General features: G+C 53.2%; 23 protein-coding genes. 9 read left to right on the plus strand and 14 right to left on the minus strand.

The genetic code is table 11. The features are described 5' to 3' along the window. Nucleotide 1 precedes the first annotated feature (1 nt). The gene (locus ACI0CA_RS07785; RefSeq protein ID WP_308448367.1) at nt 2–847 is read right to left on the minus strand and encodes a transketolase; all 846 of its coding nucleotides are present in this window, start codon (nt 845–847) and stop codon (nt 2–4) included. A gap of 278 nt (nt 848–1125) precedes the next feature. On the opposite strand from ACI0CA_RS07785, the gene ACI0CA_RS07790 reads away from it, so the two are divergent. Then, complete coding sequence (locus ACI0CA_RS07790) at nt 1126–1425, plus strand: DUF3892 domain-containing protein (RefSeq protein ID WP_308448368.1); 300 nt, start codon at nt 1126–1128, stop codon at nt 1423–1425. Between the two features lie 48 nt (nt 1426–1473). Here the strand turns inward: ACI0CA_RS07790 and ACI0CA_RS07795 are convergent, their stop codons facing one another. The 5 genes from ACI0CA_RS07795 to ACI0CA_RS07815 form a co-directional block, all read right to left on the minus strand. Further along, nucleotides 1474–2646: a glycosyltransferase gene (locus tag ACI0CA_RS07795; protein WP_412266190.1), complete on the minus strand. Its 1173-nt coding sequence runs from the start codon at nt 2644–2646 to the stop codon at nt 1474–1476. A gap of 76 nt (nt 2647–2722) precedes the next feature. Beyond that, nucleotides 2723–3385, minus strand: a complete 663-nt coding sequence (locus ACI0CA_RS07800; protein WP_412266188.1) for a flavin reductase — start codon at nt 3383–3385, stop codon at nt 2723–2725. Between the two features lie 34 nt (nt 3386–3419). Further along, nucleotides 3420–4691, minus strand: a complete 1272-nt coding sequence (locus ACI0CA_RS07805) for a replication-associated recombination protein A (RefSeq protein ID WP_412266185.1) — start codon at nt 4689–4691, stop codon at nt 3420–3422. Nucleotides 4692–4703: 12 nt separating this feature from the next. After that, nucleotides 4704–5960 carry a serine hydroxymethyltransferase gene (gene glyA, locus ACI0CA_RS07810; protein WP_446806365.1) on the minus strand — a complete coding sequence of 419 codons (1257 nt, stop codon included), beginning with the start codon at nt 5958–5960 and terminating at the stop codon, nt 4704–4706. A 79-nt stretch (nt 5961–6039) separates the two neighbouring features. Continuing rightward, on the minus strand, nt 6040–6714 hold the full coding sequence (locus ACI0CA_RS07815; RefSeq protein ID WP_308448372.1) for a TraX family protein: 675 nt from the start codon (nt 6712–6714) through the stop codon (nt 6040–6042). 146 nt (nt 6715–6860) lie between these two features. Here ACI0CA_RS07815 and nth point away from each other — a divergent pair, with 146 nt between their 5' ends. From nth to ACI0CA_RS07830, 3 genes are all read left to right on the plus strand, one after another. After that, the gene (gene nth, locus ACI0CA_RS07820; RefSeq protein WP_308448373.1) at nt 6861–7499 is read left to right on the plus strand and encodes an endonuclease III; all 639 of its coding nucleotides are present in this window, start codon (nt 6861–6863) and stop codon (nt 7497–7499) included. Between the two features lie 67 nt (nt 7500–7566). Continuing rightward, entirely contained in the window at nt 7567–9360 is a 1794-nt protein-coding gene (gene ade / locus ACI0CA_RS07825) for an adenine deaminase (RefSeq protein ID WP_308448374.1), read from the plus strand. 48 nt (nt 9361–9408) lie between these two features. Next, nucleotides 9409–10596: a MalY/PatB family protein gene (locus ACI0CA_RS07830; protein ID WP_308448375.1), complete on the plus strand. Its 1188-nt coding sequence runs from the start codon at nt 9409–9411 to the stop codon at nt 10594–10596. Nucleotides 10597–10676: 80 nt separating this feature from the next. On the opposite strand, the gene ACI0CA_RS07835 is transcribed toward ACI0CA_RS07830, so the two are convergent. Continuing rightward, nucleotides 10677–11300: a ribonuclease H family protein gene (locus ACI0CA_RS07835; RefSeq protein ID WP_308448376.1), complete on the minus strand. Its 624-nt coding sequence runs from the start codon at nt 11298–11300 to the stop codon at nt 10677–10679. Between the two features lie 20 nt (nt 11301–11320). Beyond that, nucleotides 11321–12256, minus strand: a complete 936-nt coding sequence (gene cysK, locus ACI0CA_RS07840; protein ID WP_308448377.1) for a cysteine synthase A — start codon at nt 12254–12256, stop codon at nt 11321–11323. A gap of 190 nt (nt 12257–12446) precedes the next feature. Here cysK and ACI0CA_RS07845 point away from each other — a divergent pair, with 190 nt between their 5' ends. The 4 genes from ACI0CA_RS07845 to ACI0CA_RS07860 are packed head-to-tail and all read left to right on the plus strand — an operon-like array spanning nt 12447 to nt 17729. Beyond that, nucleotides 12447–13895, plus strand: a complete 1449-nt coding sequence (locus ACI0CA_RS07845) for an efflux RND transporter periplasmic adaptor subunit (RefSeq protein WP_308448378.1) — start codon at nt 12447–12449, stop codon at nt 13893–13895. Next, on the plus strand, nt 13892–14590 hold the full coding sequence (locus ACI0CA_RS07850) for an ABC transporter ATP-binding protein (protein ID WP_308448379.1): 699 nt from the start codon (nt 13892–13894) through the stop codon (nt 14588–14590). Before ACI0CA_RS07845 ends, ACI0CA_RS07850 begins: the two co-directional genes overlap by 4 nt. Continuing rightward, complete coding sequence (locus ACI0CA_RS07855) at nt 14587–16479, plus strand: biotin/lipoyl-binding protein (RefSeq protein WP_308448380.1); 1893 nt, start codon at nt 14587–14589, stop codon at nt 16477–16479. Before ACI0CA_RS07850 ends, ACI0CA_RS07855 begins: the two co-directional genes overlap by 4 nt. After that, on the plus strand, nt 16476–17729 hold the full coding sequence (locus tag ACI0CA_RS07860; RefSeq protein ID WP_308448381.1) for an ABC transporter permease: 1254 nt from the start codon (nt 16476–16478) through the stop codon (nt 17727–17729). Before ACI0CA_RS07855 ends, ACI0CA_RS07860 begins: the two co-directional genes overlap by 4 nt. A 78-nt stretch (nt 17730–17807) precedes the next feature. On the opposite strand, the gene ACI0CA_RS07865 is transcribed toward ACI0CA_RS07860, so the two are convergent. From ACI0CA_RS07865 to ACI0CA_RS07875, 3 genes are read right to left on the minus strand one after another with little or no spacing between them, the layout of a single operon-like run. Further along, the gene (locus ACI0CA_RS07865; protein WP_308448382.1) at nt 17808–18233 is read right to left on the minus strand and encodes an acyl-CoA thioesterase; all 426 of its coding nucleotides are present in this window, start codon (nt 18231–18233) and stop codon (nt 17808–17810) included. A 9-nt stretch (nt 18234–18242) separates the two neighbouring features. Continuing rightward, nucleotides 18243–18560 (minus strand): thioredoxin, encoded by a 318-nt coding sequence (trxA, locus tag ACI0CA_RS07870; RefSeq protein WP_308448383.1) that lies wholly within the window; start codon nt 18558–18560, stop codon nt 18243–18245. A 53-nt stretch (nt 18561–18613) separates the two neighbouring features. Continuing rightward, nucleotides 18614–19450, minus strand: a complete 837-nt coding sequence (locus tag ACI0CA_RS07875) for a peptidylprolyl isomerase (protein WP_308448384.1) — start codon at nt 19448–19450, stop codon at nt 18614–18616. A 210-nt stretch (nt 19451–19660) separates the two neighbouring features. Between ACI0CA_RS07875 and ACI0CA_RS07880 the strand changes: the two genes are divergently transcribed. Further along, nucleotides 19661–20581: a S1 RNA-binding domain-containing protein gene (locus tag ACI0CA_RS07880; RefSeq protein WP_308448385.1), complete on the plus strand. Its 921-nt coding sequence runs from the start codon at nt 19661–19663 to the stop codon at nt 20579–20581. A 96-nt stretch (nt 20582–20677) separates the two neighbouring features. Here the strand turns inward: ACI0CA_RS07880 and ACI0CA_RS07885 are convergent, their stop codons facing one another. The 3 genes from ACI0CA_RS07885 to ACI0CA_RS07895 are packed head-to-tail and all read right to left on the minus strand — an operon-like array spanning nt 20678 to nt 24825. Then, entirely contained in the window at nt 20678–23200 is a 2523-nt protein-coding gene (locus ACI0CA_RS07885) for an ATP-dependent Clp protease ATP-binding subunit (RefSeq protein ID WP_176819977.1), read from the minus strand. 55 nt (nt 23201–23255) lie between these two features. Continuing rightward, nucleotides 23256–24296, minus strand: a complete 1041-nt coding sequence (locus tag ACI0CA_RS07890; RefSeq protein ID WP_308448386.1) for a protein arginine kinase — start codon at nt 24294–24296, stop codon at nt 23256–23258. Continuing rightward, nucleotides 24289–24825, minus strand: a complete 537-nt coding sequence (locus tag ACI0CA_RS07895; RefSeq protein WP_176819979.1) for a UvrB/UvrC motif-containing protein — start codon at nt 24823–24825, stop codon at nt 24289–24291. Before ACI0CA_RS07895 ends, ACI0CA_RS07890 begins: the two co-directional genes overlap by 8 nt. Nucleotides 24826–24848 lie beyond the last annotated feature (23 nt).

Genomic DNA, 24848 nt, shown 5'->3' on the forward strand with positions numbered 1-24848 from the left:
ATCAGCAGCCCTCCAGTTCATGCAGTGCAGCGGTGAGCTCCTGCATAGCGGTCTCATACTGTTCCTTGTTCGGCGCGGTACCGTGCCAGCCGACCTGATTTTCCATGTAGGAAACGCCCTTACCCTTTACGGTCTTGGCAATGATGACGCTCGGCTTGCCCTTAACGGTCTTTGCATGTGCAAAAGCTGCTTCGATGGCGTCGAAATCGTGTCCGTCGATGGTCTGTACGTCAAAGCCGAAAGCCTCGAACTTCTTGTCGATCGGTTCCGGGCCGGCAACTTCGCTGACCGGGCCGTCGATCTGCAGGCCGTTGAAGTCGACAATCAGGCAGAGGTTATCGAGATTGTTATGGGATGCAAACATAGCAGCTTCCCAAACCTGACCCTCTTCAATCTCGCCATCGCCGAGCAGAGAGTAAACACGGTAGTCTTTGTTATCAATCTTGCCGGCAAGCGCCATGCCTGCCGCAGCGGAAACGCCCTGGCCGAGAGAGCCAGAGCTCATATCGATGCCGGGGATGCCCTTCATATCCGGGTGACCCTGCAGCATAGCGCCGATGTGGCGGAGCTTTTTCAGCTCATCCACAGAGAAATAGCCGCGCTGTGCCAGTGCAGCGTAAAGACCCGGTGCGCAGTGACCCTTAGAAAGGACAAAACGGTCTCTGTCCGGATCCTTCGGGTTCTGCGGGTCAATGTGCAGTTCTTTGAAATAGAGATAGGTGAAAATATCCGCAGCGGAAAGGGAACCGCCCGGATGGCCGGATTTGGCGTTGTAAACGCCTTCGATGATTCCAAGTCTGACTTTGGCAGCCGTGATTTTAAGCTGCTGCTTATCGCATGAATTCATGGAAGCCTCCTGTGTTTTTAGCGCCCGGCACGGGCAATCCCGTAAAAACCGCAGCGCGAGTCATTATGGTCTTATTATAGCGCATTTCGGTGGCCTTTGCAACGCTCCACGCCAAAATTTCGCCCGTTTTTTCGTGCTTTTTGCATATTCACCGTATGTGGAGAGACAATAGGCACAGCGGCGCTTATAAAAGCCTTAATCGGTACGTACAGCTTTTGGCTGCGCCGGAAAAACGGAAAGGACAAAACAAAATTACAAACGGAAAGGAACATCGTTTTATGTCTCAGAGGATCGGCAACCTGCCTGCCAATATCAACATTATGAACCCTGTACCGAACAAGGATGCGAAGACCATCATGAAGCTGATCCGCACGAATGGCAAGATCTCCGGCTACCAGCTTTCGGATGGCACGGTGCTTTCCAAGGCGGACGGCGTGGCGCTTGCAAAGCAGGGCGGCATCCGCGGCGTGGCGATTGCGAGCCGCAACGGCAGTGAATATCTGCGCAGCATACCGGACGGCAAGGAGAGCAACAATTTAGGTGACCTCCCAAGCACCGGCCTGCGCGGTCTTTCCTAAAGAAAAGGGAGCCTGTACGTTTTGAAACGCAGGCTCCCCTATTTTTGTTTATTTTGTGTTTTCGAGCGCTTCACGGTAAATTTGTACGGCGTGTTCGGCAACGGCGACGCTGTCAAACGGCTTTGCCGCAGCACGAATTTTGGCTTCGTCCAGTGTGTCCGACCGTGCAGCCATGCGTAAAATTGCATCTTCCATATCTTTCGGGTCATGCACATTGCAGAGCTCGGCGCAGTCATCGTTCAAAAAGCTCTCCGGGCCTTTGCACCGTGTAGAAATCACCGGCACGCCAGCCGCGAGTGCTTCCACGGCAGGAATGCCGAACGTCTCAATATCCGAAGCCATCAAAAGGGCGTCGGTCTGGCTTAAAATCTCCGCAATTTCACTTTCGGTCTTGCGCCCGACAAAGGATACAATGTCGTTCAGCCCGAGCGCAGATGCGGTCTTTTTATAAAGCGCTTCCTCCTGCCCGTCGCCGACAATCGTATACAAAAACGATTTTTCCGGGTACTGCTCCCGCAAGAGCTTCAAGGCCTGCAAAGCGTCTTCCACGCATTTGCCGGGGCGCAGTGCGGAAACCGTCGTCAAGCGAAAATGTGCCGGGTCTTTCGGTTTTTTTGCGCCGCGAAATGCCTTGGTGTTGCCGATGTTCGGCAGAACTTCGGCAGGTATATTGTGTTTTTCTTTTAAAATGTCCGTCATATAGCCGCTGACGCAGGTCATCACGCTGTGCCGTGCAGCATAGAGTCCGTATTTTGCGGTGCTACCCTCAAAGAAGCGCTCAAAATAGGAGGAGTGCTCCGTGATGACGACCGGAATATGATATTTTTCGCCGAGCTTTGCAGCGGCGTATCCGGCGGGCACGGTGACATGTGCGTGCAGAATGTCCGGCTTGCCGTGCTGCTTTACATAGGCTTTGTAGAGCTTTTCAATGGTGCGGCAGTAAGCGCTGAGCTGTGCATCTGCGCTGAATTTGGAGATGTCTAGCATACGGCGGCAGTATGTCACATAGCCGGTGTTCGATTCTTCGTAGACCTTCTGCATCGTGGGGTACTTCGGCAGTGCGGAAAGTCCCTGACGGTCTACATAGAGCATGTTGGTTTTTACGCCGTATTCCGCAAGTGCCGTGCAGAACAGCTTGTGGTAAACGCCGATCAGTTTATCTTCACCGTTTGGGTACCATGTGGGAATGACCAAAACGTGAAGCGGAGAATTTTTCTGCATGAGTCTTTTGGTTCCGATAGCGCGCGATGCGCAGTCTATCGAAAAATCCTTTCATTCGTAGTATGGAAAAAGCTATTTAATTTCTGCGCACGAATGCCTTTTTCGGCATTTTGCAGACCGGGCACACCCAGTTGTCCGGCAGTTCTTCAAAGCTGAAGTTCGGGTCGCTGTACACATAGCCGCACACGGAGCAGACAAAGCTTTCGCCGCTGCTCTTATCAAACGTGCTTTCCGGCGGCACATAGGTCGGCGAGCCGACCGGCGACAGACCGTGCATTTCGCTGCGGTAGAAATCATACGTCATCGGCGTGCCGATGGCGCTGTCGCTGCCCGCTGTGATCTCGGCGGCGAAGACCATCTCCTGCCCTACGTCCATGCCGGAGATGACCTTGCATAAAAACCAGCAGCAGGTGTTCTCCTTTACGACGGGCACGCCTTCAATGAGCACCTTGTGGCGAATGTTTTTCAGCTTGTCTGCATTTTTACCGCTGACAAGACCGAGTGCGCCGATGACGCTGGCAGGTGTATCTGTGGAGAGTACAGAAATGGTAAAAATGCCGTTTTCGCGAATCGCGGTGCAGCTGTGCGTATCTTTTGTCAGCGCAATGAGCACTTTTTCGGGGTCGCTGCTGGAAATTTGGATGACCGAGTTTGCCACACAGGCGTTCGGGCGGCCGTTGTATTTTGTGCCGATGACGTACATGCCGTATGACAAATTTTTAAGGACTGCCGGGTTCATGGCGGTGCACTTCCTTCCGTTATGTTAATAGAGTTTATGAGCTGTGCTTTCGTTTTATGTTTTCCCAATACGCTTTAAACGCCTGCTCGTTTTTGTTGTCTCCGTAGTGATAGTACGAAGCGCCGAGCAAGGCATCCGGAAGATACTGCTGGTCGAGCCAATGATCCGGGTAATCGTGCGGATAGCGGTAAAATTGGCCTTTTTTAGCGACATCTGAACCGTCATAATGCACGTTTTGCAGCGTGCGCGGGATCACACCGAGTTTGCCGGCCTTCACGTCGCGCATGGCGGCATCTATGGCAGATTCACCGCTGTTCGATTTCGGCGCCGTCGCCGTTAAAATGACGGCATCCGCAAGCGGGATGCGCGCTTCCGGCAGACCGACCATCATGGCGGCATCTACGGCCGCTTTCACGATGGGGATGATCTGTGGCCACGCAAGGCCCACGTCTTCGCAGGCGCACACCATCAAGCGGCGGCATGCAGAGGCGAGATCGCCCGCTTCCAAAAGCCGTGCGAGATAATGCAGCGCCGCGTCGGGGTCGGAGCCGCGCATGGATTTTTGAAACGCCGAAAGAATATCGTAATGCGCGTCGCTGTCTCGGTCATACCGCATGGCACTGCGCTGTGTAAGTTGCTCTGCAAGTTCCATGGTGATGCGCGGCTCGTCCTCGCTTCGTACGGCAGCCGTGCAAAGCTCTGCCGCGTTCATTGCTTTGCGTACATCGCCGCCGCAAGCAGAAGCGATATACGAGGTCACGCCGTCTTCGAGCCGGATTTCTTCGCCGCGGTCTTCCGACAAAATGCGGAATGCGCGGTCTACGGCGCGGGCGACCTCCTCTTTTTCCACGGGCTTGAACTCAAACACCGTGGAGCGGCTCAAAATGGCGTTATATACGTAAAAATAGGGGTTTTCCGTTGTGGAAGCGATCAGCGTGATGCTGCCGTTTTCGATGAACTCCAAGAGCGTTTGCTGCTGCTTTTTGTTGAAATACTGGATCTCATCAAGGTACAGCAAAACGCCGTTTACCGCTTGCAGCGTGTTTACCTGCGCCACCACGTCGCGAATATCGGCGGTGGAGGCCGTGGTGCCGTTTAACTTGCACAGGTGCATGTGGCTTTGCTTTGCAATGATGGACGCCACGGTAGTTTTCCCTACGCCGGACGGCCCGTAAAACACCATATTCGGGATGGTGCCGGATTCGATGATGCGCCGCAGTACCTTATTAGGGCCGAGAATATGCTGTTGTCCTACCACATCATCGAGCGTTTTCGGACGAATGCGGTCTGCAAGCGGTGCGTTCATCGTGTTCTCCTTTTAGTCGTTATAAAGCGGATATTTGCTCAAAAGCTCCGTGACCTTTACCCGGATGGCGTCGGCACTGCTATCAAAGTCGGTCGCGCACAGGTGGATGCACTCCGCGATGACGTCCATATCGGCTTCCTTCAGGCCGCGCGTGGTGACGGCCGGTGTGCCGAGGCGCACGCCGCTTGTGACGAACGGGCTTCTCTGCTCGTTCGGAATCGTGTTCTTGTTTGCGGTGATATACACTTCGTCGAGGCGGCGCTCCAGCTCTTTGCCGGTCAGCTCGCCGTCGGAAAGATCGAGCAGCATCAGATGGTTGTCCGTGCCGCCGGAAACGAGCTTCATGCCGCGTTTTGTAAGGCCTTCGGCAAGCGCTTTAGCGTTTTTTACGGTCTGCTCGGCGTAGGTCTTAAACTCCGGCTTCAGCGCTTCGCCGACGCACACGGCTTTTGCGGCGATAATGTGCATCAGCGGGCCGCCCTGCGTGCCCGGGAAAATGGCTTTGTCGATTTTTTTCGCGTACTCCTCACGGCAGAGGATCATGCCGCCGCGCGGGCCGCGGAGCGTTTTGTGTGTTGTTGTGGTGACGACATCGGCATACGGCACCGGGTTCATGTGGCAGCCGCCCGCAACAAGACCCGCAATGTGCGCCATATCGACCATGAGGTACGCGCCGCATGCATCGGCAATCTCGCGGAATTTCTTAAAATCGATCGCGCGCGGGTATGCACTTGCGCCGGCAACGATGAGCTTCGGTTTAAGTTCGCACGCCTGCTCCATGAGCTTATCGTAATCGATGCGGTGCGTAACGGGGTCAACGCCGTAAGCCGCAAAATTATAGTAGGCGCCGGACATGTTGACAGGAGAACCGTGGGTCAGATGGCCGCCCTCTGCAAGGTTCATGCCGAGCACGGTATCGCCCGGCTGAAGCAGCGCGAAATATACGGCAAGGTTCGCCTGTGCGCCGGAGTGCGGCTGCACATTGGCATGCTCTGCGCCGAACAGACGGCAAGCACGCTCACGGGCGATGTTTTCCACAATGTCTACATCTGCACAGCCGCCGTAATAGCGGTGACCCGGGTAGCCCTCAGCATATTTGTTTGTGAGTACCGTGCCCATCGCAGCCATAACGGCAGGAGACACAATGTTTTCGGAAGCAATCAGCTCCAGATTGCGGCGCTGGCGTTTGAGTTCCAGCTCCATCGCTTCGCCGACCTCGGGGTCTGCGGTTTCAACAAAACCGATCGTGTTCAGAAGATCACCGTACATACTTCATCTTTCCCTTCTAAAAATAATATGCTCTGCGGTTTATGTGCCGCAGTACTTCACAAATTATACCCTATTCCATTTAAAATGGCAATAGATGATTTGCAAGCACATAGTGGATGGCGTAAAGCAATAACATATGTGCCGGATAGCTGATGTAGAAAAAATATTTGAGCGAAAGCGCGCCGCGCTTGCCGTTATAGAGCAGCACGGGGATCGCGGCGGCGATGGCATACAGCTGTGTCATGTTGCCGTCCTGCGTATATTGCCCGTAGGTCAGCGCCGCAAACGCCACGGCATCAATACCGCGGTACTTCTGGAACAAATAGAAACAAAGCACCGTTAAAACACCATAAACGCCATAGCTGAAATGCAGGAAATACGGCAGGATTGTCAAGATCACTGCGCCGATGAACATGAAAATATTGCGGCTTTTCGCGGAAGCATCTAAAAGTTTCACCACAAAAAGCGCCGTTAAAAACGTGAACAGGATATTTTGCCGCTGAAACTCAAGCCATGTACCCTGAAATAAAAGGTCATACGGCACTTCGGAGAGCAAAGCAAAAATACCCATGCGCAATGCGTAGCGGTTAAAATTGCGTGTGTGCATGTAGCCCTGCACGAGCAAAAACGCGTAGATCGGCATGGAAAGCCGCCCGATATAGCGCAGCCAGATAAACTGCGGGAAGAAAATCGCCCCGACATGGTCGATGATCATGGTGACGAGTGCGATGAGCTTTAAGGTAAACGCAGACATTCTTTTTCCCCTTTGCGGTTATTTGTCGGTCTTTCAATAAAAATAAATTTACCACCCTTTTCCGGTATTGTCAACCGAATGAAAAAGTTGTAGAATAAACGTAAAGCATTCAGACGGGCTTGCCCGCCGCTTTTTCGGAGGTCTGTATGACAAAAAAGGAACGTGCGCTTCTTGCTGTGGAAGCGCTGAAAAAAGAATATCCCGGCGCGGTATGTTCGCTTGAATATCAGGATCCGCTGCAGCTGCTCATTGCAACGCGACTTTCCGCACAGTGTACGGATGCCCGTGTGAACCTCGTTACACCGGCGCTTTTTGCCCGCTTCCCTACGCTGGAAGCTTTCTGCGAGGGCAGCGAGGAAGAAATTGCGGAGCTCATCCGCTCCTGCGGGTTATATAAAACAAAGGCTCGTGATATTTTTGCTATGTGCCATGTGCTGCGCGATTCGTATAACGGCGTGATTCCGGACACGGTGGATGAGCTGACAAAGCTGCCCGGTGTGGGACGCAAAACCGCAAATCTCGTTGTGGGCGACATTTACAAAAAACCTGCCGTTGTGACGGACACGCACTGCATCCGTATCACGGGACGACTCGGTCTGACCGAAAGCAACGTGCCGCTCAAAGTCGAAAAAGACCTGCGCGCAGTCTTGCCGCCGGAGGAGAGCAACGATTTTTGTCACCGTACCGTTTTACACGGCAGAGCGGTCTGTACAGCGCGTAACCCGAAATGTGCTTTGTGCTGCATGAATTCGTTCTGCAAAAATCCCGTGAACCCGATAGAGTAAATAAAGCTAAAGAACGCAGCGCTTTTCCGTTGTGTTGTTCTTGATAAAAGAAAGGAAGCTACTTTTTATGTTCAAGTTTTGTAAGACCCAGCTTTGGGAGTGCTCCCGCACACTTTCCGATGTTGCAATGGGCAGAAAGCCCGCAGAGACGGTCATTCGCAATGCGCGTCTCGTAAACGTCTGCACGCATGAAATCCTTGACAACATCGATGTTGCAATTTCCTGCGGCCGTATCGCACTTGTCGGTGATGCCGCACATTGCATCGGTGAAAGCACGAAGGTCATCGATGCCGAGGGTCAGCTTATCGCCCCGGGTTTCCTTGACGGTCATATCCACATTGAGTCCTCCATGATGACACCGATCGAATATGCAAAGGCCGTTATCCCCCATGGCACCGTCGGGATTTATTATGACCCGCACGAAGTCTGCAATGTGCTTGGCCTCAAAGGCGTTGACCTGATGGCGGAAGAGGCGGAAAAGACTCCGCTCAAGGCTATGCTGACGACCCCCTCCTGCGTTCCGGCTGTTCCAGGATTTGAGGATTCCGGCGCGGAGATCACCGCCGCGGATATTGCCTCGGAAATGAAGCACGATTATACCGTTGGTTTAGGCGAAATGATGAACTTTCCGGGCATCACCGCTTCCGCGGAGCCGACGCACAACATCACCGGCGAAACGTTGAAAGCCGGCAAAATCATCACAGGTCACTATTCCATCCCGGAGACGGGTTGCGGCCTCAATGCATACATTGCAAGCGGCGTGCGCTGCTGTCATGAATCCACCCGTGCGGAGGACGCACTCGCAAAAATGCGTCTCGGCATGTATGCCATGCTGCGCGAGGGCTCCGCTTGGCACGATCTGCAGGAGGTCTCCAAGGCCATCACGGAGCACAAAGTGGACAGCCGATTTGCGACCATGATTTCCGATGATACCCACCCGCATACGCTGGTTGCAAACGGTCATCTCGACCACATCGTGCGTCGTGCCGTCTCCTTCGGCATCGATTTTGTCACCGCTATCCAGATGGTCACGCTCAACTGCGCACAATGCTTCCAGATGGATCACGAGCTCGGCTCCATCACCCCGGGCAAGTGCGCGGACATCGTATTTATTGATAACGAAAAAGACATCCGTGTCACCCGCGTGCTCATCGACGGCGACGTTGTTGCAGAAAACGGCAAGCTGACGATTGACCTGCCGAAATCTGAGCTTCCCGCATGGGCGCTCGACACGATGCACGTCGGCGAGACGATCACCCCGGAAACCTTTAAGGTACATACCGATAAGGTTGGCACGGCAACCGTCCGTGCGATCGAGATTATCCCGGTACATGTCGGCGACTATGAGCGTCACGTTGAACTCAAGGTCGAAAACGGCGAATTAAAGAGCGATGTGGAGCAGGATGTTTTGAAGACATTCGTCTTCGAGCGCCACAATAAGACCGGCAAGCACGGCGTTGGCTTTGTCAAGGGATTCCACGTCAAGTGCGGCGCAATGGCTTCCACCGTTGCACACGATGCACACAACCTGCTCGTTGTCGGCACGAATGACGAAGATATGGCACTTGCTGCAAATACACTCATTCAATGCGGCGGCGGTGAGTGCATCGTGCAGAACGGCAAGGTGCTCGGCTGTGTTCCGCTGCCGTTTGCGGGTCTCATGAACACAAAGTCCGCTGAAGAAATGGACGAGCTCGTCGAGAACCTCGGCAAAGCTTGGGAAACGATCGGCTGCGACATTCAATCTCCGTTTATGACGATGGCTTTAATCCCCCTCGCCTGCCTGCCGGAGCTGCGCCTGACCGACCGCGGTCTTGTAGACTGCACCACCTTCTCTTTTGCAGACCTTGAGGTTGAATAAGACCGTTTGAAAGTAGATTACCTTATTTTAGAATGGGAGGAATTACCAATGATCCATGATTTTGAAACGCTGGTTTCCAGAAAAAACACCGGCTCCGGCAAATGGGACGAGATGACGAAAGAGCATCCGAACCTGCCGGAAAACGTTGCACCGCTTTCCATTGCGGATATGGAGCTGAAAAACCCGCCGGAGATCGTAGAGGGTCTGAAAAAGTACATCGATACGCATATCCTCGGCTATACCGGCCCCACAGAGGAATACTTCGATGCGGTATGCGGCTGGATGAAGCGTCGCAACGACTGGAATATTAAGAAAGAAGAAATTGTTTCTACACACGGCGTCGTAACGGTTCTGGCTGTTTCGGTTCTGGCCTATACCGATCCCGGCGACGGCGTTATCACCATGCCGCCGGTTTATTATCCGTTCAGAATGACCATTGAGCACAATAACAGAAAAAACGTGGAGTGCCCGCTCATCAACACGAACGAGACATACACGATTGACTTTGACCTCTTTGAGAAGCTGTGCGCAGAAGAAAAAAACAAGATGTTTATCTTCTGCAATCCGCACAACCCGGTTGGCCGCGTTTGGACGGAAGACGAAATCGCAAAGCTCGGTGCCATCTGCGCAAAGCACAATGTGATTGTTGTCAGCGACGAGATCCACTCCGACCTCATCATGCCGGGTCATAAGCACGTGGCATTTGCAAACGCCTGCAAGGATGCACTGCCGAAGTATCTTGTTTGCACCGCGCCGAGCAAGACGTTTAACCTTGCGACGCTCCAGACCTCGAATATTGTTATTCCCGATGAAGAACTGAGAACAAAATTCCAGAGTATTTTACAGCAACACTTCACGCCGTCCGCCGGTGCGCTCGGCCTTGAGGCCTGCCGTCTCGGCTACACGGAGTGTGAAGGTTGGCTTGCAGAAGTCATCGACCTTATCTACAAAAACTACAAGAACTTCTGCAAGTTCATCGACGTAAACTGCCCGGGTGTTACATACAGCGATCTGCAGGGCACGTACCTCATGTGGATCGACTGCACGACGTTCGGTCTCGATGATGAAGCGCTCGATAAGCTCCTGCGCAAGCATGATCTTTTCTGCGACGCCGGCACGCTGTTCTCGCAGGGCGGCACCATGCATACACGTGTAAACCTCGCAGGTCCCGAAAAGATGCTCAACGCCGCGATGCAGCGCTTTAAGGACGCGTACGACGAAGCGAAAAACGCGTAAGCTTGCGCCTGAAATTCCGTAATGTATAACAAAAGGCGAACTGCACAACTCCGTGCAGCTCGCCTTTTTGCTATGCTGTTTTACTGAATGCCGAGCGCGTCTTTCGCTAAACGGTCGGCGAGGTCGTTGTATTTGTCGCCGGAGTGCCCCTTGACTTTCACAAAGCGGAAACGGATGTACTTTGCGGCTGCGGCGCAGAATTCGCGGTACGCAATGGTGCCGGGCTTTTTTGCTTTCCATTCTCCCGTTGCCCATTTTGCTACACCCTCGTAATCATGGTAGATTGTCACGAAGGGCACATCATGCTCGATGCAGTAGCGCAGAACAGTTTCGGAGCCCTTGATCTCCCCTGCCACGTTGCGCATTTCGGTAAGGTCGGGGTCGGTGAACCTTTCGGAAAAATGCAGCTCTTCGCCGTTTAAAAACAGCACAGCACCGCAGGAAAACTCCTTTGTGCCGATGTGGTAGCTGCCGTCTACGTAAGCCACGGCGCTGTCTTCTTCAGGCGCTGCGGTCGTGTTTTCTGCCGGAGTGGCTTTCGTCAGATCGTTTTCACCGCGCATATAGGCTTCGGCTTCTGCAAGCGTTGGAAAGCTTTTGAACGACGCGCCTTTAAAGCCGGTCGTCTGCGCACGGCATTCGTCCCACGTTTCAAAAATGCCGGTTTTGCGCCCGGCGCGGACGGCGTAGTATTTTTTTGCCATAAAATGAAATTCCTTTTCGTTTATTCAAAGATCGGGGTGGAAAAATAGCGGTCGCCGCTGTCGGGCAGAAGTGCCACGAGCGTTTTTTCTGCATTTTCGGGCATGCGCAGCAGGCGCACAGCTGCGGCAAGTGCCGCGCCGGACGTGATGCCGACGAGGATGCCCTCGGTGCGTGCCAATAATTTTGCCGTTTTGTACGCTTCTTCATCCGTGACGGTCAGCACTTCGTCCACAACGGAAGCATCGTAGTTCTTCGGGATGAAGTTTGCGCCGATGCCCTGTAAGCCGTGTGCACCGCTTTTGCCCTGTGTGATGAGCGGTGAAGTCGCCGGTTCCAAACCGACGGTGTGTACCTGTGGCAGATGCTTTTTTAAATAGCGCGCCGTGCCGGTGATGGTGCCGCCGGTGCCGATGCCCGCAACGAAAATGTCGAGTTTGCCGTCTGTTTGCTGTACAAGCTCCGGACCGGTCGTTTCATAATGTGCGGCAGGGTTTGAGGGATTCTCAAACTGTGCGGGGATGAAGCTGCCGGGTGTACTTTTCGCGATCTCATCCGCCTTTTCAATCGCACCGCGCATGCCGTCTTTGCCCGGTGTGAGTACGATTTCCGCGCCGTATACGGAAAGCAGCTTGCGGCGCTCGGCGCTCATGGTTTCCGGCATGGTGAGCACCACGCGGTAGCCGCGCGCCGCTGCAATAGATGCGAGGCCGATGCCCGTGTTGCCGGAGGTTGGCTCTACAATAACCGCGCCGGGCTTCAATTTGCCGGCTTTTTCGGCGTCTTCAATCATTTTCAGTGCCGCACGGTCTTTTACGCTGCCGGCGGGGTTTAAATATTCAAGCTTCAAAAGCGGCGCGTTGGAAATGCCCGCAGATGCCGCAAAGCGAGACGCACGCAGAAGCGGCGTCTTGCCGATGAGTTCGGTTACAGATGAAGCGATGTGTTCGTTTTTCATAAGACAGATCCTCCCTTTCTATATTGCTACCATTGTACCCCCGATTTTACGCGCGGTCAAGAGCGCGATTTTTGCAAATCTTTTGCGTTTGTAAGAGTTTCTTAAGTTGTTTATTTTTTGTCTTACCTGTATAATAGAACCATCAGAGAGTCCGCGCTGGGTGTTTTGCGCGGAGGAAAGGACTGACTTTATGACTAAGAAAAAGATTTTCACAATCGCCGGTATTGCCGTCGGCGCTGTGATCGTGATCGGTATTGTAATCTGGCTCATTTTCTTCCGCGGCGGCAGCGTTGCGCCGAGCGACCCAAATGAGATGGTGTATGTGACGAGCGTTGCGGACATCACCGGCACGGGTTCACTTGGTATGACGGCGAAATACTCCGGCGTTGTGGAACCGGAAAAGACGCTCTCCGTGCAGAAGGACGATACAAAGAAAATCGCAGAGCTGTATGTGACGGTCGGCCAGGAAGTGAAAGTTGGCGATAAGTTGTTCAGCTACGATACGGACGACCTGCAAATGCAGCTTGAAGAGGCGCAGTTACAGCTGGAAAGCCTTAAAAACCGCATTTCCACGCTGAACCAGCAGATTGATTCCCTGCAGAAGGAAAAGAACAAAGCGTCTTCCGACGAACAGCTTTCCTATACCCTACAGATTCAGTCTGCGCAGCTTGAAGTGAAATCGACGGAATACGATCAGTCTACGAAGGCGAAAGAGATCGAGAACCTCAAAAAATCGCTTGAAAATACGGATGTCATAGCAGAAATGGCCGGCGTTGTGAAGCAGATCAATGACGGTTCCAATACCAACACAAGCGGCAGCAATTCTACGAACGCGTATATTACGATTCTCGCGACGGGTTCTTACCGTGTAAAAGGCACGGCAACGGAGCTGAATGTCTATTCCTTGCAGAAGGGCGTGAAAATGAAGGTCGTCTCCCGCGTAGACCCGGAGCAGACTTGGACGGGCACCGTGGAGAGCGTTGAACGCGAAGCCGCAAACGATAATAACAACAGCGGTATTTCCTACGGTTCCGAAAGCTCGTTTACAAAGGCGACAAAGTATAACTTCTACCTTGTGCTCGATGATTTCAAAGGTCTCATGCTCGGTCAGCACGTTTACGTGGAGCCGGATGAGGCCAAAGACGTGAAGACCGGAATTTGGCTGCCAAGCTACTATATTCTCAACGAAGGCAGCAAAAACTACGTTTGGGCCGTAAACGATAAGAATCGCATCGAAAAGCGTGAAGTGCAGCTCGGCAAGTTTGACGATACCCTTTCCGAATATGAGATTACGTCCGGCGTGACGGCAGACGATCGCTTGGCCGTTGTGGAAGACCGCGTGCACAGCGGCATGTATGCTACGGATGATATTTCTTATAAGAATCAGGGGAATGATTCCGGTGACATGAACGATGCCAAAACGGACGATGCAAACGGTGTTATGCCCGCAGAAAACGGCAGCGATATGGACGGCAACCCGAACGGCTACAGCCCCATGCCCGCAGAAAGTGCCGTAACGGAGTCAGAGGGCGAAACAGACACGGCAGCCGGAGAAGCAAGCACGGCAGATGGCGTGACCACCTATGAAAATGACGGCGCGGCGAGTCTTGGAACCGTTATCGGGGGTGCTACGGCATGATCTTAGAGCTGCACAACATTTATAAAACGTATATTCAAGGCAAAATGGAAGTGCCGGTTCTAAAAGACATCTCTCTTTCTGTGAATGAGGGAGAATATGTCGCCATCATGGGTCCGTCCGGCTCCGGCAAAACGACGCTGATGAACATCATCGGCTGCCTTGATCTGCCGACTTCAGGCACGTATGCACTTGCGGGCGAAAGTATCATCGGCAGCAGCGAATCGAAGCTTTCGGAAATTCGCCTCAACTCCATCGGCTTCGTGTTCCAGAGCTTTCATCTTTTGCCTCGCCAGAGCGCGGCGGAAAACGTGGCGCTTCCCCTTTTATACGCAGGTGTGCCGAAAAAAGAGCGACGTGCGCGTGCCGTGCGTGCTTTAGAGCGTGTAGGTCTCGGCGACCGTGTGGATTTTAAGCCGAACCAGCTTTCCGGCGGTCAGTGCCAGCGCGTCGCGATCGCCCGCGCCATCGTCAACAATCCGAAAATTCTTTTAGCCGATGAACCGACCGGCGCGCTCGACAGTCAGTCCGGCGCGCAGATTATGGAGCTGTTCCAGACGCTCAACGACGAGGGTGTGACCGTTGTGATGATCACGCATGACATTGATGTGGCAAACCACGCAAAGCGTGTGCTGCATATTCGCGACGGTCAGTTTGCGGAACAGCATATCCCCGAGGAAAAGGAGGCGGAAGCATGAATCTGCCGGCAAATTTCCCACTTAAAAAAGTCATTATCACGGTGGTCTCCGTAGTGATCGTGATCGCGCTGATCATCACCGGCGTGACGGTCGCGGTGAACGGCAAGGCGGCAAATGCCACGGTGGATGTGGAGCAGGTTTCAAATATCTCCACGCAGTATTGGGGCGACCAGTCCAGCACCTACGGTAATGCTACAAGTGACTTTGTGCAGGAACTTTACCCCGATAAAGAAAAAGCTATTTCTAAGATTTTCGTCAAAGAGGGCGATACTGTCAAGATTGGCGATACGCTTTTGCAGTATGATACGACAAAGCTCCAGCTGAAGGTAGAGAGCAAGGAGCTTGAAGAAAAAAAGAAGAAATACGAACTGGAGCAGGCCGAAAAAGAACTTACGAAGCTCCAGAATACGGCGCCGTATGTGGAGCCGGCTATCCCGGAGCCCGAGCCGGAACCCACTCCCACGCCGGTGCCGGAATCGCAGGCGGAACTGTATACGGAGATTACAGAGCACTCGAAGCCGTTTAAAGGTGCCGGTACGGAGGAAGACCCGTATGTCTTTCTTTGCACGGAAGATGCTGTGCTGACGAAGGGCTTTCTCTTGAAGCTGCTCGGCGTGACAGACCCGCGTGCGACCCCTACCCCTACCCCCACTCCGACCCCCACACCGAGCGCAGAGCCTACGGCACAGCCGAGTGAAGTGCCCACGGCGGCGCCGCAGCCGATGGTTACCCCCGAACCGACTGCGGAGCCCACCACAGCGCCGACGGAAGCCCCTACTCCCGCGCCGCCCATAGAACCCACGGAAGCGCCAACGGTTTCCGGTATGGCGTGGTTCAAGCAGATGACATTCACAAAAACGAATGAGACCGGCGGCGAAAGCGTACCCACGCCGGAGCCTGATTTCACATTGCCGGACGGCCCGTTTGTCGCACGCTTTGAAGTGCATGAACAGGATAACGAAAATCTGCCGCTTGTAAAGGGCTGGCAGATGGACGGCGATAAGATTTCCGCGGGCTTCTTTAATGAAGTTATCAGCGAGCCGGATGACATTCAAATGCCGGATCTCTCCTACGCCGATCCGGGCATCAGCTACGATACCGGAGGCTCCATGTATACGGCGGAAGAATTGCAGCAGATGATCGCCGATAAAAAGCAGCAGATTCAAGATTTAAAGCTGAATGTGAAACAAGCGGCGCATGACCTTGAAAAAGCGAAGCTGGATCTTGAAAACGCTACAATAAAATCGACCGTGAACGGCGTTGTGAAGTCGCTCACAGATCTCGATACGGCGATGTCCACAAGCTCCCCGTTCCTCGTGGTTTCGGGCGGCGACGGTTTCTATATAACGGCATCCTTAAACGAGTCGCTGCTCGGCAAGGTGCATGTCGGCGACACGGTTATGGCGAGCTCTTGGGAGAACGGACAAATGTATGAGGCAGAGATTGTACAGATCTCCGATTTTCCGAATGACAATTCCAATTATTACTATGACGGCTCCTCAAACCCAAACAGCTCCACGTACCAGTTTACAGCGCGCATTGCCGATGCGGACGGCCTGAAAAACGGCATGGGCCTTGATATTACTTTGCAGGCGGCCTCGGATAACGCAAGCAATGCAATATATCTTTTTAAAGCGTATATTCGCAGCGATGACGGCGGCAAGTATGTTTTGAAGGTCGGCGACGATAACCGTGTGCATAAAACGTATATCAAAACCGGCAAGACGATCTACAACCAGTATCTGGAGATCAAGAGCGATACTTTGACGGAAGAAGATTATGTGGCTTTCCCCTACGGCACTTCGGCAATTGATGGTGCCAAGGCGAACGGCATGGAAGAAAACACAGACGAAAATGACGGCATCGACGCAAGGGGGCTTGACGCATGATTGAAAATATCAGACTTTCATTTCAGGGAATCTGGTCGCACAAAATGCGCTCGTTCCTGACGATGCTCGGCATCATCATCGGTATCGCCTCTATCATCTCCATCGTGTCCACCATCAAGGGCACGAATGAGCAAATCAAAAAGAACCTCATCGGCTCCGGCACAAACACGGTGCAGATTCAGCTGTATCAGGGCGATTATCAGTACGAAATGCTGTATAACGGCTTGCCGGACGGCATTCCTGTGCGTGACGAGACCACGATGGAAAAAATCAAGTCCGTAAAAAACGTGGAAGATGCGGCGTTCTATACCAGCCGCAGCGACTACAACAACTCCGTTTACTACGGCAACAACGGCATTTCCGGCTCGCAGGTCTTCGGCGTGGATAACAGCTATTTCACGACGAATGGGTTGGTGCTGAAAAGCGGTCGCACCTTTGTGGACAGTGATTTTACGGATTTCCACGCGGCAGCCATCATCGATGCCGATACGGCGGATTCGCTGTTTGACGGCGAAAACCCCATCGGAAAAACGATCGAGATCAGCAGCATTCCGTTTACGGTGGTTGGCGTTGTAGATGAAGACAGCAAGTTTGAGCCCGTCATCAACTCCATCGATGAGTATTATACGTATTACTCGGATAGCTCTGCCTCTCGTATTTTCGTGCCAAGCTCCATGTGGCCGGCGCTCTATTCGTTCGATGAGCCGCAGAACGTGGCCATTCGCGTTTCCAATACGGAAGCCATGACGGATGCCGGCAAGGCTGTGGCGGAGATCATGAACACGAACGTAACGAACAGCGAGATCAAGTATCAGGCACAGGATCTTTTAAAGCAGGCGCAGGACTTGCAGGATCTCAGCAGCTCCACAAATTCGCAGCTCATCTGGATTGCGAGCATCTCCCTGCTCGTCGGCGGTATCGGCGTTATGAACATCATGCTCGTTTCCGTTACGGAGCGTACGCGAGAGATCGGTCTGAAAAAAGCCATCGGCGCGAAAAAGAGCCGCATTCTGTGGCAGTTCTTAACGGAAGCCGCTGTGCTGACAAGCCTTGGCGGCATTGTGGGCGTGGGTGCCGGTATCGGTCTTGCGGCAATCATATCGCGCGTGACGTCTGCTCCGGTTGCCATCAGCGTGCCATCCATCATTATTGCCGTGGTGTTCTCCATGGTCATCGGCATCATCTTCGGGCTTCTCCCCTCCTTCAAGGCGGCAAACCTGAACCCGATCGATGCTTTGCGACATGAATAAAAACTAAAGATTTATAAAAATGCCCGCCGGGCTTTCCGATCACATCGGTCAGCCCGGCGGGCATTTTTGTGTTTTGAATTACTCTGCTTTGTCCTGCTCTGCGGCCTGAAGAAATACTTCGTGCCATGCGGGAAAATGCTTCTGCATACGGATCGGCTTTAACGCGGGTGTTGTGAAGCAGTGCTGCGAAGTACCGGTGCAACTCAAAAGCCCAGTCTCCTTGCTGTGCCCCTCATACGCCATTTCAAAGCGTACACCGTTGTAGTTTTGAATGCGCAGTGTAAGCACAAGCGTCTCATCAAAGCGAATTGGGTGCTTGTAGCTGCACGAAACATCCAGCACGGGGATCAGAATGCCGTTATCTTCCATTTTTTTGTACGGCAATCCCATAGCGCGTAGCATCTCCAAGCGGGCTTCCTCAAACCAACGAATGTAATTCGAGTGGTGCACGATGCCCATTTGGTCGGTCTCGTAGTAATTCGCTTTGCGTTCAAAGGTGAACATGGCGCGGCCTCACAGGTGCATTTCGATGAGGTTTGCGTAAAAAGCCTTATCGTGTGCGCCGACTTCGGTGTGGATGGGGGCGCCGTCTTTAAAGAGGATGACGGTCGGAATGCTGGAGATGCCGTATTCGGCGGCGATTTCCTGCGCTTCGTCAACGTCGATCTTCGCGACGACGGCCTTGCCCTCGTATTCTTCTGCAACTTCCTCAATGAACGGTGCGATCATTTTGCACGGGCCGCACCATGTTGCAAAAAAGTCTACAAGAACAAGCTTGTTATCGCGGATCAATGCGTCGAAATTTTCAGCTGTGGGATGTACGATTGCCATGGAAACTTCCTCCTTAAAATGATTTGGGATTATACTAAATTTGTTTAAGAAATTTATTCGTAGGGTACGATTTCTGCGGAGAGAATGGTGACGTCTTCAAGCGGCTTATCGTTCGAGTCGGTCTCAACGCCCATGATGCTGCGCACCACGTCCATGCCGTCAAATACCTGTGCGAACACGGTGTGTCCGGTACCTGCGGTGGAATATGCACCGTCAAGGTGTGTGTTGCCGCCGTTTTTATCGTAAAGTTCTTTGTAGGCATCCGTTACTTTGTCCATATCGAGCGTGCCGCCGTACATGGAGGTGAACTTTTCCGGTGCAGATTTATAGACCTGATAATACTGGTCGTAGGTATCCCAGTCTATTTTGCCCGGTTCCGTGCAGTTTATAAAAAACTGGCTGCCGTTTGTGTTGGCACCGCTGTTTGCACAAGAGACCGCGCCGGTGATGTTGACGAGGTTTTCGTGAAATTCGTCGTCATAATTCTCACCCCAAATGCTCTCGCCGCCGGTTCCGTTGCCAAGCGGGTCACCGCCCTGAATCATGAAGTCATCGATGACGCGGTGGAAAGTGACGCCGTCATAGTAGCCGGAAAGCGCCAGAGATTTAAAGCTGTACACGGCTTTCGGTGCGGCATCCGGGAAAAAGCGCATGCGAATGGTGCCGTAGTTCGTTGTCAGCACACAAATCTCCTCGCCTTTTTCCGGCATATCGAGCTGATAGCCGAGCTTTTCTTTGTCGGCCTTTGCCAAGGGTTTTAAGGTATCTGCCGCAACAACTTTATCCGTAGTGCCGATGACCTTTTCTGCGGCAGAAGAGGTGCTGCCGGAGCAAGCTGTGAGCAGCATGATTACGGTCAACGCCGCACACAGCAGTTTCATTTTCTTCATTTTTTCTGTTTCCTTTCTTTTGCAAAGACATACTTTGCATCTGTATATCTATTTTAATATACACGGTAAAAACATGCAAGCCCTTTTGTTTATCTTCATGAAAAGTTCAGAAACGCATAAATGAAAGTTTAGGTTCATATACTTCGGCGTAGTTAAGGCGCAGCCGAAAGCGTTTTTTGCGCGGCACGGCCTTAAAAAGGAGTGAAGTACATGAAATTTTACCCGGAAGGTCATTTGATCGACAAAGCGGAAAACAAAGCCAGTATGCAGACGCCTGCCGCCCTCTCCGACGCAATGCGCGACGGAAAGATCTTAGAGGCGCGCAGTATCATCTGCGACAACGAGCACAACCTCATTGTAGATCTCAAATGTATGCGGGGCATTATCCCGCGCGAAGAAGGCGCGCTCGGCATACGCGAGGGCACCGTGCGGGACATCGCCATCATTTCACGTGTGAATAAGCCTGTGTGCTTTATCATCACGGATTTTATTCGTGATGCGTTCGGCAGGATCACAGCGGTGTTGTCGCGTCGAAAAGCACAGGAGCGCTGCATGGCAGAGTACATAGCGGGGCTTACCTGCGGCGATGTGATCCCGGTGCGCATCACGCATTTGGAGCCGTTCGGTGCGTTTGCGGATATCGGCTGCGGTATTGTTTCCCTACTGCCTATCGATGCCATTTCTGTTTCGCGCATCGACCACCCGAAGGAGCGGTTCACGGTCGGCATGGATATTCGCGCCGTGGTGCGCATGAAGGACGAGAACCGCATTACGCTCAGCCACCGCGAGCTGCTCGGCACGTGGACGGAAAACGCGGAGCGCTTTCGTGTCGGCGAAACGGTCGCAGGTATCGTGCGCAGCGTGGAAAGCTACGGCATTTTTGTGGAGCTGACCCCAAACCTTGCAGGACTTGCCGAGCTGAAAGAAAACGTCCATGCCGGACAGCAGGCCAGCGTGTTCATCAAAAGTATTCTGCCGAACCGCATGAAGGTGAAGCTCGTGCTTGTGGAATGCTTTGATTACACCTATAAACCCGAGCCGCCTGTATATTTCTTTCAGGGCGACCATATTGATAAGTTCACGTATTCTCCGCCCGAGTGCGCAAAGCACATTGAGACGGTGTTTGCGTGATTTAGGGCAGCAAAAGGCGGTCTGCACGGATAATTTTCTACCCGGCAGACCGCCTTTCTATGTGCCTTTAAAGGACATTTGCCTTAACGGGTGTGATTACTTTGCTTCGCTTTCGCTCGACTTTTCGTCGCCGCTCTTCTTTGCCTTGTCTTCAATGACGTACTTACCGTCTTTGAAGTCGCAGACATACGAGCCGCCCGCTTTCATGTTGCCCTCGAGCATCTCTTCGGAAATCGGGTCTTCCATCTTGCTGCGGATCGCTCTGCGCAGCGGTCTTGCACCGTAAACCGGGTCAAAACCGGCGTTTGCAACAGCTTCCACAGCAGCCGGGGTGAACTCGACCGCGATGTCCATGTCGCGCAGCTGACCCTTAAGACCCTCGAGCATTTTGCCGGCGATTTTCTGAATGTCGTCGTGCAGGAGCTTACGGAACACAATAATGTCATCGACACGGTTGATGAATTCCGGACGGAACACCTTCTTCAGCTCACCCATGACGAGCTCTTTTGTGCGCTCGAAATCGGCGACTGCGCTGTCTTCTTCTGTCGACTTGTTGTCCGCGGTGGCAAAGCCGAGACGCTCTTGCTGCTTCTCTGTAATGAGACGCGCACCGATGTTGGAGGTCATGATGATGATGGTGTTCTTGAAGCTGACCACCTTGCCCTGCGAATCCGTCAGACGGCCGTCATCGAGAATTTGCAGCAGCATGTTGAAGACATCCGGGTGTGCCTTTTCGATCTCATCAAACAGCACAACGGAATACGGCTTGCGGCGCACTGCCTCGGTCAGCTGACCGCCCTCATCAAAGCCTACATATCCCGGAGGCGAACCGACGAGACGAGACACCGTGTGCTTCTCCATGTACTCCGACATATCGAGACGGATCATGGCCTTTTCGTCACCGAACATGGCTTCCGCAAGCGCCTTGCACAGCTCAGTCTTGCCTACGCCGGTCGGGCCGAGGAAAATGAACGAGCCGATGGGGCGATTCTTATCTTTCAGGCCGACTCTGCCGCGGCGGATGGCCTTTGCAATGGCCGTGACGGCTTCATCCTGACCGATGACACGCTTGTGCAGCGTATCTTCAAGATGCAGCAGGCGCTCGCTTTCTTCCTGCGTCAGCTGTACGACCGGGATGCCGGTCCACATGGCGACGATCTCGGCGATGTCTTCTGCCTTCACGACGCTATTGCTGCGCTCATTCTTTGCAGCCCACTCGTTCTTTTTCTGCTCCAGCTCATCTGTAAGGGCTTTCTGCTTATCACGCAACTCGGCCGCGCGCTCGAAGTCCTGCTCGTTGACGGCAGCCGCCTTATCAATCTCGACTTCCTTGATGCGCTTTTCCATCTCCTGCAGGTCTTCCGGCGCAGTGAATGTTCTGAGGCGCACACGGGACGCCGCTTCATCGACGAGGTCGATGGCCTTATCCGGCAGGTAACGGTCTGCAATGTAGCGCGAGGAGAGCTTAACGGCGCTCTCAATGGCTTCGTCGGTAATCTGTACTTTATGGTGCGCCTCGTAGCGATCTTTCAGACCTTCAAGGATTTGCACCGCTTCTTCTTCGGTCGGCTCACCGACATGTACCGGCTGGAAACGACGCTCCAACGCGGCGTCTTTTTCAATGTACTTTCTGTACTCGTTGATGGTCGTCGCACCGATGACCTGGAAGTCACCGCGCGCCAGAGCCGGCTTTAAGATATTGGCGGCATCGGCAGAGCCCTCTGCGGAGCCTGCACCAATGATGGTGTGCAGCTCATCGATGAACAAAATGACGTTGCCGTCCTTCTTCACTTCGTCGATGGCGGACTTGATACGCTCTTCAAAATCGCCACGGTACTTAGAGCCTGCGACCATACCGGTAAGATCAAGAGCCACCAGACGCTTGCCTTTCAGCAGCTCCGGCACCTCGCCTTCATGAATCTTCAACGCCAAGCCTTCCGCAACGGCGGTCTTGCCGACGCCCGGTTCACCGATGAGCACCGGATTATTCTTCGTACGACGAGACAAGATCTGAATGACACGTTCAATTTCGTTATGACGGCCGATGACCGGGTCAATCTTGCCTTCGGCTGCGAGCTTTGTCAGGTCGCGGCCAAACTTTTCAAGTGCACTGCCGCCTTCCTTTTCGCCGTTTTCGTCCTTCGGGTACGCATTGCCGGAAGCTTTATCGACGGTATAACCGTCGGAAAGCGCCGAGGACAACGCATTTGCAACGCTCTGCGGGTCAACGCCGAGCATTTGCAGGAAACGCACCGCAAAGCTTTCACCGTCTTCAATGATGGCGATGAGCAGGTGCTCCGTGCCGACGTAGTTACTGCCGAGCTTGGAGGCCGCGAGCTTTGCCATCTGCAAAATGCGCTTTGTGCGCGGGGTGAAATATGCGGTGGTGAGGTTCGTCGGCGAAGAAGTGCCAATCTTCTCCTGCATCAGGCGTTCGTAATCGTCTGCCGTGATGCCGAGCTTATTCAGCACGTTGAACGCAACGCCGCTGCCCTCTGCAATCAAGCCGTATAGCACGTGCTCACTGCCGATGTAATTGTGGCCAAGCTCCTCTGCCTTTTCGATGGCGCGGTTCATGGCATTGTTTGCTTTCTCTGTAAAACCTGTGAATCTATACATATAAATCCGTCCTTTCGATCACTGCCGTATCGCAGTTCTCTTTACTGATTTTCTATTATTGAAGCGCTTTGAGGGCTTTGCGCACCTCGTCTGCGCGGAGAATGTCTCTTTGTCCCGCCGAAAGGTTGCTGCCGTGTGCGGCTGCCATGGTGGCCGGCTGTACCGCTACGGTCAGTGTGTGAATATCTTCAAGCGTTATACCGCTTAAAAGCTTTTCCGCAATGCCGAAACGCACATTGGAGATAAGCTTCATATATTCATCGCAGGAAAGCAGCCGTGCATTTTTCAGCACGCCGGCGGAACGGCCTACTTTGTCCTGCACATTGATGTTCTTGCTGAGCGAAGCGCGCGTTTTGCGCTCTTCGGAAATAAGCTGCATCGTAATGTTCTGCAAGTTTTCCACAGCCTCTTTTTCGCTGAGACCCAGTGTAATCTGGTTTGAAAGCTGATACATGGCGCCGATGACATTGCTGCCTTCGCCGTATGTACCGCGAATCACAAGACCGAGCTTCGAAAGATTCGTGGAGATTCTGGACATTGCGCCGTTTTCGGTGAGTGCCGGCAGATGCAGCATCACAGAGGCCCGCATGCCGGTACCGAGGTTCGTCGGGCACTGGGTGAGGTAGCCGAGCTCGGAATCAAACGCAAAACGCAGCGATTCGTTTAAAAGCGTATCGATGCGGTCTGCCATTTCGGCAGCTTCGCTGAGCGCAAGACCCTCATGCAGCACTTGAATACGCACGTGATCTTCTTCGTTCACCATAATGGAGATGCACTCGTCCTTTGAGATGAGGAATCCGCGTCCCTTTGCGTTTGCGATGAACTCCGGGCTGACGATGTGGCGTTCCACAAGTGACACCGCCTGCTCGTTGCTGAGGTCATCCATCTGCACGAAGTCGAAATCCGATGCGATGGCGCTGTTGCCGCTGAGGATCGCATCGCGTACGCGGCGCTCTACGGCTGCTTTCTGGTCAGGCGTCATGCGGTTTGGAAACGGCATATCTGCAAGGTTTCTCGCCAGACGCACACGCGTGCTGATGACAACGTCACTTTCTTTACCTGCTTTTTCATACCATTTCTTTTCTTCGTTAAGCATGGTTCCCATCTCCTTTCTCCATTTCTTTGATTTCGTCACGCAGCTCAGCTGCATGCTCGAAGTCCTGCTTTTCGATTGCTTCTTTCAGTTCCGCACGTTTCTTTTCAATCGGCGTGGGTTCTTCCACAACGGCAATCTTACCTGCCGGTTCCACAATGCGCAGCGCATTGCTTCCGGGTACTTTGCCCTTGTGCTTTGCTGCACCGTGGATGCGGTGGATAGTCGGCATCAGGCGGTCACGGAACACATTGTAACACTCTGCGCAGCCGATCTTGCCGCTTTCTGCAATCTCCTCAAAGGAAGCACCGCATTTCGGGCAGCGCATCGCATTACTGCGCCCGGTCGGCGCACCGATGAAGCTGCCGAGCAGATTGTTGAAATCGAAGTCCATATCATCAAAGTTAAAAAAGCTCTTGTAGCCTTTTGCCCTTGCACATTCCGAGCAAAGGTCATATTCCGCCAACTTGCCGTTGACGATGGTTTTAATGTGGGTCGTTGCCGGATTCTTTCCGCAGTTCTGACACATCATAAGTCATCCCGTCCTTTCAAAAT

The organism is Hominenteromicrobium mulieris (assembly GCF_046197855.1).
Taxonomy (GTDB): Bacteria; Bacillota; Clostridia; order Oscillospirales; family Acutalibacteraceae; genus Hominenteromicrobium; species Hominenteromicrobium mulieris.